1 protein-coding gene is annotated in these 5,680 nt (G+C 67.6%); it reads left to right on the forward strand.

All coding sequences use genetic code 11. From position 1 onward, the window contains the following. The coding region (locus ABT084_RS37575; protein ID WP_351054253.1) for a non-ribosomal peptide synthetase at positions 1–5,680 on the forward strand (5,680 nt) is incomplete at both ends.

The following is a 5,680-nucleotide window of genomic DNA, read 5'->3' on the forward strand; positions in this document are numbered from 1 at the left end:
GTCCAGGCGGTGGTGGCTGCTCATCCGCGGGTCGCGCAGGCGGCGGTGGTGGCGCGTGAGGATGTGCCGGGTGATGTGCGTCTGGTGGCGTATGTGGTTGGGGGTGGTGGGGCGGATGGTCTGCTGGTTTCGGTGCGGGAGTTCGCGGGTTCCCGGTTGCCGGAGTACATGGTGCCTTCGGCTGTCGTGGTGCTGGACGAGTTGCCGGTGACGGTGAATGGCAAGCTCGACCGCAAGGCCCTGCCCGCTCCGGAGTACATCGCGGGTGCCGGTCGTGGGCCGGTCAATGCCCGTGAAGAGGTGCTGTGTGCTGCCTTTGCGCAGGTTCTCGGTCTCGACGGCGTGGGCGTTGATGACGACTTCTTCGCCCTTGGCGGCCACTCGCTCATGGCGGTTCACTTGGTGCAGGTGCTGCGCGAGCGCGGAGTTTCGATCTCGGTGCGGGCGTTGTTCCAGAGCCCGACGGTGGCCGGTCTCGCGACGGCCGCTGGGCCGGTACGGGTGGAGGTCCCGCCGAATCTGATTCCCGCGGACGCGGTGGAGATCACGCCGGGGATGCTCCCGCTGGTGGAGCTGGACGCGGGTGAGATCGAGCGGATCGTCGCGACTGTCGAGGGCGGCGCGGCGAACATCGCGGACATCTACCCCCTTGCCCCCCTCCAGGAAGGCCTGCTGTTCCACCACCTCCTGGCCGATGGCGGCGAAGACGCCTACGTCATGCCCACGGTGCTGGAGTTCGACTCGCGTGAGCGGCTCGACGGCTTCACCGCAGCCTTGCAGAAAGTCATCGACCGGTACGACATCCTCCGGACCTCCATCGTGTGGCAGGGCCTGCGGGAGCCGGTTCAGGTGGTGCGGCGTCACGCGGTCCTCCCGGTGACCGAAGTGGCACTGGACCCGCACGGCGGCGAACCGGCTGAACAGCTCCTGGAGCGCGTCGGCCTTTCGATGGACCTGAAGCAGGCACCGCTTATCCACGTCCAGACGGCGGCCGCGCTGGGGAGTGACCAGTGGCTCGCGCTGATCCGCGTACACCACATGGTGCAGGACCATACGGCGCTGGAGATCGTGTTCGGAGAGGTGGAGGCCTTCCTCACCGGACGCGGCGACGCGCTGCCGCAGCCACTGCTCTTCCGCGACTTCGTGGCTCAGACGCGTGGAGCGGAGTCCCGTGCGGAGCACGAGCGATACTTCGCCGAGCTGCTCGGTGATGTGACCGAGCCGACGGCGCCGTTCGACGTCGTCGACGTACGCAGCACCGGCGCGAACTCGGTCCACGAAGTCGTACCGCTGGGGGCGGAGTTGACCGCCCGACTGCGTCAGGCGTCGATACGCCTCGGGGCGAGCACTGCGACCGTGCTGCATGTGGCCTGGGCGCGCGTACTAGCGGTGCTCAGCGGCCGCGACGACGTCGTCTTCGGCACCGTGCTGTTCGGACGGATGAACGCGGGTGCCGGTTCGGACCGGGTGCCGGGCCCCTTCATCAACACCCTTCCCGTACGGGTGCGCACCCACGACATGGGCGTCACGACGGCGGTATCCGCGATGCGCGGTCAGCTGGCGGAGCTGCTGGAGCATGAACATGCGCCGCTGGCACTCGCACAGCAGGCCAGCGGAGTTCCCGCCGACACACCGCTGTTCACCTCCTTCTTCAACTACCGGCACAACAAAAGCCGACAAGACGATGACGAACAGCGCAATCACGGCACGGAGGGAATCCGGCTGTTGCTCGCCCAGGAACGGAGCAACTTCCCGCTCGGGGTCTCGGTGGACGACGACGGGCACAGCATCGAGCTGTCCGTGGAGGCGGTCACATCGATTGATCCACAGGCCGTGGGACGACTGCTGCGCACGGCGGTCGGAAACCTCCTGTGCTCGCTCGAGGACGGTGTGGACGCACCGCTGAGTGCGGTGGATGTGCTGGGTGCAGCGGAGCGTGAGCTGGTGGTGTCGGGCTGGAATGACACGGTGGTTGAGGTTGCTTCGGTGATGGTGCCGGAGTTGTTCGCGGCGCATGTGGCGGCTTCGCCGGGTGCGGTTGCGGTGGTGTTCGATGGTGTGGAGGTTTCGTACGGGGAGCTGGATGCCCGTGCCAATCGTCTTGCTCATCACCTGATCGGTCAGGGTGTGGGTGCGGAGTCGGTGGTGGGTCTGTGTCTGCCGCGCGGGGTGGACATGGTTGCTTCCATTCTGGCGGTGTGGAAGGCCGGTGGTGCGTATGTGCCGCTGGATCCTGAGCTGCCGGTGGAGCGGCTGGCGTTCATGGTGGTGGACAGTGGTGCCCGGGTGGTGGTGGGCCGGCGTGATGGTGTGCCGGTCGGGGCCGAGTCGGTGGTGTGGGTGGATGATCCGGCGCTGGCCTCTGATCCTGCGCTGGCGGCTGCTGAGGCGGGTGCGCCTGATGTCAGGGTGGGGCCGGAGGGTCTGGCGTACGTCATTTACACGTCGGGTTCGACGGGTGTGCCGAAGGGTGTGGCTGTCGAGCATGCGGCGATGGCGAACATGGTGTCGGTGTTCGGTCCGTTGATGGATGTCGGTCCTGGTGTTCCGGTGCTGCAGTTCGCTTCGTTCAATTTTGATGCGTCGGTGCTGGATGTGGCGGTGACGCTGGCGTGCGGTGGTGTGCTGGTAGTGGCCACCGCCGCCGAGCGGGCCGAGCCGGCTCTGCTGCGCGAGCTCGCGCGGTCGGCCGGCGTACGCGCGGCCAGCCTCGTGCCGTCCTTGCTGGCGGTGTTGGAGCTGGACGACCTGGCCGGTGTCGGTCCGATCGTCGTCGGATCCGAGGCGATCGAGCCCGCACTCGCCCGTGCCTGGGCGCGCGGCCGCCGCCTGCTCCACGCCTACGGTCCCACCGAGGCCGCCGTCATCACGGCCGTCGAGCAAGTGGACCCCGGCGGCCACGGCACGGTTCCGATCGGCGGCCCTGTCTCGAACACCCGGATGTACGTCCTCGACGCCAGGCTGCGGCCGGTCCCGGTCGGCGTGGTGGGCGAGCTGTACATCACCGGCGCGCAGCTGGCGCGCGGGTACGTGGGACGCGCTGACCTGACGGCGGAGCGTTTCGTAGCCTGTCCGTTCAAGAGCGGCGCACGGATGTACCGCACCGGCGACCTGGTGCACCGGTCGGCTGACGGCCGACTGGTTTTCGCCGGGCGCGCCGACGAGCAGGTGAAGATCCGTGGTTTCCGGATCGAGCTGGGTGAGGTCCGGTCCGTGGTGGCCGAGCATCCGCTGGTGGAGCAGGCCGTGGTAGTGGCACGTGAGGACGTGCCGGGGGACAAGCGCCTGGTCGCATACGTCGTCGCGGACGCGCAGGCCGATGAATTGGCCCTCTCCGTATGCGAGTTGGCCAGTCAACGCCTGCCGGCGTATATGGTTCCGTCGGCTGTCGTGGTGTTGGACGGACTCCCGCTGACAGTGAACGGGAAGCTGGACCGCAAGGCGTTGCCCGCCCCTGAGGCACCTTCCGCGGTGAGCGCGGGGAGGCGTCCGGGTACGGTCCAGGAGGAGATTCTGTGCACCGTGTTCGCCGAGGTTCTGGGCGTTGAGAGCATCGGTGTCGAGGAGGACTTCTTCGCCAGAGGTGGTCACTCCCTGCTCGCCATCCGGCTGGTGAGCCGGATCCGGACCGTACTGGGTGTGGAGGTCCCGCTTCGTGAACTGTTCGAGGCGTCGACTCCGGCAGCCCTCGCGGCCCGGCTGACGGGTGCGGGCAGCGCCCGGTCGGCACTGACGAGGATGGAGCGCCCCGAGCGGATTCCGCTGTCCTACGCCCAGCGCCGTCTCTGGTTCGTCGGACAGCTGGAAGGACCCAGCGCGACCCACAACGTTCCGGTCGCCCTGCGGCTGTCCGGTGAGGTGGATCACGCGGCCATGGACTCCGCCTTGCGGGATGTGATCGGCAGGCATGAGGTGCTGCGCACGGTCTTCCCGACCCTCGAGGGTGAGCCGTATCAGCGCATCCTGGCGCCGGACGAGTTCGCGTGGGGGCTGTCGGTGGCCGAGCCGGTCTCGCCGGCGGATCTGGATGACGCGGTGGCCGGGGCTGCCGGATACGCCTTCGACCTGGCGTCGGAGATTCCGATCCGGGCCTGGCTCTTCTCCGTGGGGGCCGAGGATCACGTGCTGGTGGTCGTGGTCCACCACATCGCCAGCGACGGCTGGTCGACCGGACCTTTGGCCAGAGACCTGTCCACCGCTTACGAGGCGCGGCGCGCGGGACAGAGGCCCCAGTGGGAGCCGCTGCCGGTGCAGTACGCCGACTACGCCCTGTGGCAGCGGGACCTGCTCGGCGACGAGCAGGACCAGGACAGCCTGGTTGCCCAACAGGTCGAATACTGGCGTGGGGTGCTGGAGGGCGCTCCGGAGGAGTTGGGGCTGCCTTTCGATCATGTGCGGCCGGCGGTGGCGGGTCATCGTGGGCATGGTGTGCCGGTGGAGGTTCCGGCTGGGGTTCATGCGCGGTTGGTGGGGGTGGCGCGGGCCGAGGGTGTGACGGTGTTCATGGTGTTGCAGGCGGCGCTTGCGGTGCTGTTGTCGCGGCTTGGTGCGGGTACGGATATCCCGATCGGTTCGCCGAATGCGGGGCGTACGGATGAGGCGTTGGAGGACTTGGTCGGGTTCTTCATCAATACGTTGGTGGTGCGTACGGATCTGTCGGGTGATCCGACGTTTCGTGAGGTGTTGGGGCGGGTGCGGGAGCGGAGTCTTTCGGGGTTCGCGCATCAGGACGTGCCGTTCGAGCGTCTGGTGGAGGAGCTGGCTCCCGTTCGTTCGATGGGCCGCCACGCACTGTTCCAGGTGATGCTGACGTTGCAGAACACCGGACAGGCGGTGCTTGACCTGCAGGGCCTGCGTGTTCAGTCGATGCCAGCCGGTGATGCGTCGGCGAAGTTCGATCTGGATGTGATCGTGGGTGAGGAGTTCGACGGGTTTGGTGTGCCGGCTGGTATTCGTGGGTGGGTGACGGGTGCGGCGGATCTGTTCGAGCCGGAGTCGGTGTCGCGGCTGGTTGGCCAGTTGGTGCGGGTGCTGGAGTTGGTGGCGGGTGATCCGGGGACGCGGTTGAGTGCGGTGGACGTGCTTGATGAGGCGGGGCGTCGTCGGGTGCTGGTGGAGTGGAATGACACGGATGCTTCTGTGCGGGTGGGCACGGTGGCGGAGTTGTTCGAGGTTCAGGTGGCGCGGGTGCCGGGTGCGGTGGCCGTGGTGACGGAGTGTGGGGAGGTGACGTACGGGGAGCTTGATGTGCGGGCGAACCGGCTGGCGCGTCATCTGGTGGGTCTGGGTGTGGGTCCGGAGTCGGTGGTTGCCGTGTGTATGGAGCGCGGTGTGGATCTGATGGTGGCGTTGCTGGCTGTGTTGAAGGCTGGTGGTGCGTATATGCCGGTGGATCCGGAGTATCCGGCGGAGCGTGTCGCGTACATGCTTGAGGATGCGCGGCCGGTGGTGGTACTGGCTTCGGTGGACACCGTCCCAGTGGTTCCGTCGGGTATCGCGAAGGTGGTGGTGGACGATCCCGCGCTGGTCGAGGTGCTGGCCGGAATGGACGGCACGGTGCCGGATGACCGTGTTCTGCGGGTTGAGCATCCTGCGTATGTGATTTATACGTCGGGTTCGACGGGCCGGCCGAAGGGTGTGCTGGTGTCGCATGCGGGTGTGGCGAGTTTGGTGGAGGGCC

The organism is Streptomyces sp. NPDC002138, assembly GCF_040296485.1.
Classification (GTDB): Bacteria; Actinomycetota; Actinomycetes; order Streptomycetales; family Streptomycetaceae; genus Streptomyces.